General features: G+C 55.0%; 4 protein-coding genes. All 4 read right to left on the bottom strand.

The features are described from left to right. Positions 1 to 1131 (bottom strand): S8 family peptidase (locus RT018_RS11465; protein WP_312942077.1); only part of this gene is annotated, 1131 nt, incomplete at its 3' end. An 84-nt stretch (positions 1132 to 1215) separates the two neighbouring features. After that, on the bottom strand, positions 1216 to 1464 hold the full coding sequence (locus RT018_RS11460) for a hypothetical protein (RefSeq protein WP_312942074.1): 249 nt from the start codon (positions 1462 to 1464) through the stop codon (positions 1216 to 1218). Positions 1465 to 1670: 206 nt separating this feature from the next. Next, positions 1671 to 2666: a bile acid:sodium symporter family protein gene (locus RT018_RS11455; protein WP_312942071.1), complete on the bottom strand. Its 996-nt coding sequence runs from the start codon at positions 2664 to 2666 to the stop codon at positions 1671 to 1673. A 9-nt stretch (positions 2667 to 2675) separates the two neighbouring features. Further along, on the bottom strand, positions 2676 to 2903 hold a 228-nt coding region (locus tag RT018_RS11450; protein WP_312942068.1), incomplete at its 5' end, for a 50S ribosomal protein L11 methyltransferase.

The following is a 2903-nucleotide window of genomic DNA, read 5'->3' as shown; positions in this document are numbered from 1 at the left end:
TTCCTGCTGGATGGGGTAGTGGTTGGGCTGGGAGTAGATAATGGACAGCTCTGTACCGTCCAGCGTCGCCTGAGTCACACTTTGCAGGGACTGAATAATGCCCGTGGACCTCCCGCTGGGGCTGATCAGTTCATAGGTAACATTATCGGCAAAATTTTTCCACAGCGTCATATAAAGCCGCCGGGGAAGACCTGTAACGGCAAATTCTATGGTGGAAGTCTCGTTGGGCAAAAGCTTCCCGTGGTAGTGGTGGGACGCACCGCCTTCGTTTCCGGTTGCCACGGACATGACGGTTTTCCAGCGCTCACACATGGAGTTTATGTATCGCTCAAACAGGGAATCGCCTGTATGTGAGCCATTGTTGGTGCCGTAGCTGAGATTAATGCTTAGGGGCATATTCAGTGCAAGGGCCTTGTCGGACAGGTATTTTACCGCGCGCATAATTTCCGTGGTGCGGGTAAATGACTCGTTTCCCGTGTGCCCCAACTTTACCACAATCAGGCTTGCCTCCGGAGCCACGCCCGCTTCCACGCCGTCACTGGACGCCCCGTTCCCGGCGGCAATGCCCGCCACCGCTGTCCCGTGGCCCGCTGTGTCCACCGAGGGAACAACGGCACGAGGATTTGGACTTAATAAAGCCTCATTGATTTGAAGGCTGGTGTATTCTGCGCCGCTGCGAAAGCCCGCCGGGGGCGGTCCCGCCGAGGTCTGGTCCCAGAGATAGAGAATCCGGGTGGTTCCATCGGGATTTCGGAAGTCTGGATGAGAGTAATCAATGCCGGAGTCAATTATACCCACGATGACCCCTGCGCCCGTCAGACCAAAGGTATCGGGCCGCCAGACGAGAGGGACGCAGGCGCTTTCCAAACTGTTTCGCAGCATAAAGGTGAGGACCTTGGGCAGCTCAATGTATTCAATCTGTGGAAACCCGTATAGCTCTGTCAATCGATCCACCGGCAAGGTAATGATTGCATAATCGGGACTGAGCAGTTCAATATCGGCGCCAAGCAGTGAACCGATGCTTAAGAGCTCGCCGTTGTATTTGACAATAACCTCCAGCAGGCCATTTTCTGTAAATTCGTTGGATTCAAACCGGGTCAGCTTTTCCAGCCGCACTGTCTGTGGGGGCATAGAATTCCTCCTTGCATGGATTTTTACATACTTTGGGGAAAAGCCACCCGGCCCCCGCGCGCCATCCGGGGCGCGGGGGGCGCGTCAATAAAGGCTGTCTATCAGCGAGATGGGCAGTTGGGAATATTCGTAGTGAGATGACTTCCATATGTAGCCGTATAGGATTCCGTCGCCTATCTCAGTGGGATACATCCAAAATCCGTCGCCGTAGATAGTCCATATATAGACAAGATAGCCCACATGTTGGTGAATAGAGGCGGGGCCGGTTCCCCGCAAAATCTGGCAATAGGCCGGGACTGTATTGGGCGGTCTTGTCGTCGGCATTTTTCGCATACCGCATCCTCCTCATATCCGACGCCGGGGCGTTGACCGCAAGGTGCACGTCAACCTTCGCCCGCTTGATTTATGATATTCCAAGCGTATGAAAGAAGTGCCGCGCCTATGAGGGAATTTTGCCTGCGGCGAGTCCCTCCAGACACAAAAAAATTCCCCAAAGCAGTTTGGCTGCTTTGGGGAACAGACGTATTCTGAAAAAAGATTTACTGGGATGTGAGAGCTGATTCCGCCTCCCAGGACGCCTGATCTGCACGTCCGGCCTTGGTATTTCGCAGAAGCTTCACGGCGATGGCCAGCATAATCTGGGTGAAAATCGGAGCAAAGGCCACTGGAAACAGCACGTCCGGGGGAAAATACTGCGCGGCCAGTACAGCGCCGGCGCTGATGTTCCGAATCCCGGTGGTAATCGTCACCGTCTGCACGGAAGGGAAGTCCAGCCGCATCAGGTGGTGGGACACAAACCAGCCCAGTAAGTAGGAAAAAACGGACAGGCCAACCAGTACCGCGATGACCACCAGCAGGGTAGGGGTGACGCATTTCAAAAAGGGTGCCACGCCCGTGGCGTTGGAAATGATAATGAGAAACATCAGTAGTTTTGAAAAGGGAGACAGGCGCGGCTTCCAATGCTCGGCGGCCTGTCCACCCCGGATGAGGTGGCACAACAGGGCAAGGGTGGCGGGCAGTGCCACCATGAACAACAGGTCTTTCATCATCCCCGAGGCATCCATCACCACCATGGAGCCAACCAGCAGCTTCATGCTCAGTGGAACCAAAAGAGGGGAGAGCAGCGTGTCCAGCAGCAAAGCCGACAGGCACAGGGGGAGATTGCCCCGGCCAATGGTCACCCACATCAGGGAAATCACGCCGGTTGGCAGCACAAAGTTTAGCACCAGTCCAGTGGTAAACAGCGGATTGTCCGGAAACAGCGGGGTGCAAATCACCAGACACAAAACCGGAACCACCAGATGTAACAGCGCAAGAATCACCAGCACGGGGACCGGATGGGTCACCACATGGCCAAGCTGGCGAAAGTTGCACCCCAGAGTGTTGATAAACGTCATGGTCGCAAAAATCAATGGTGTAACGGGAACCAGCACGCTGAAAGTCTGGCAGAAAAAGATGCCTAAAAGCAGGGAAGCGATCGTAAACCAAAGAATCTTGTCCGAAAGAAACCGATCAATCTTTTGCAGTTTTTCCATGCATCCCCCTCAGCGGCAGACGAAGGCGAACCAGCCGCCCTCCTCGTGGGACTCCAAAATCGCCCAGCCGCTGCGGCGCAGCCCGTCTGCCACCTCCGTGGCCCGGTCGTCGATAATTCCGGAGCATAGAAACAGGCCGCGGGGTTTTAAAAACCGACGGACCATAGGTGCAAGGCCCAAAATCACATCCGCCACGATGTTAGCTGTCACAATGTCGTAGTTTTCGCCAAGGGAGGA

The organism is Oscillibacter sp. (genome assembly GCF_032060045.1).
Lineage (GTDB): Bacteria > Bacillota > Clostridia > Oscillospirales > Oscillospiraceae > Oscillibacter.
Note: the sequence above shows the minus strand (reverse complement) of the source record. Positions and strands in the feature narration are given on the sequence as shown.

Bases quoted from the DNA above. Each gene is read 5' to 3' on its own strand.
- RT018_RS11460 (WP_312942074.1), bottom strand. From the start codon at position 1,464: ATGCGAAAAATGCCGACGACAAGACCGCCCAATACAGTCCCGGCCTAT.
- RT018_RS11455 (WP_312942071.1), bottom strand. From the start codon at position 2,666: ATGGAAAAACTGCAAAAGATTGATCGGTTTCTTTCGGACAAGATTCTT.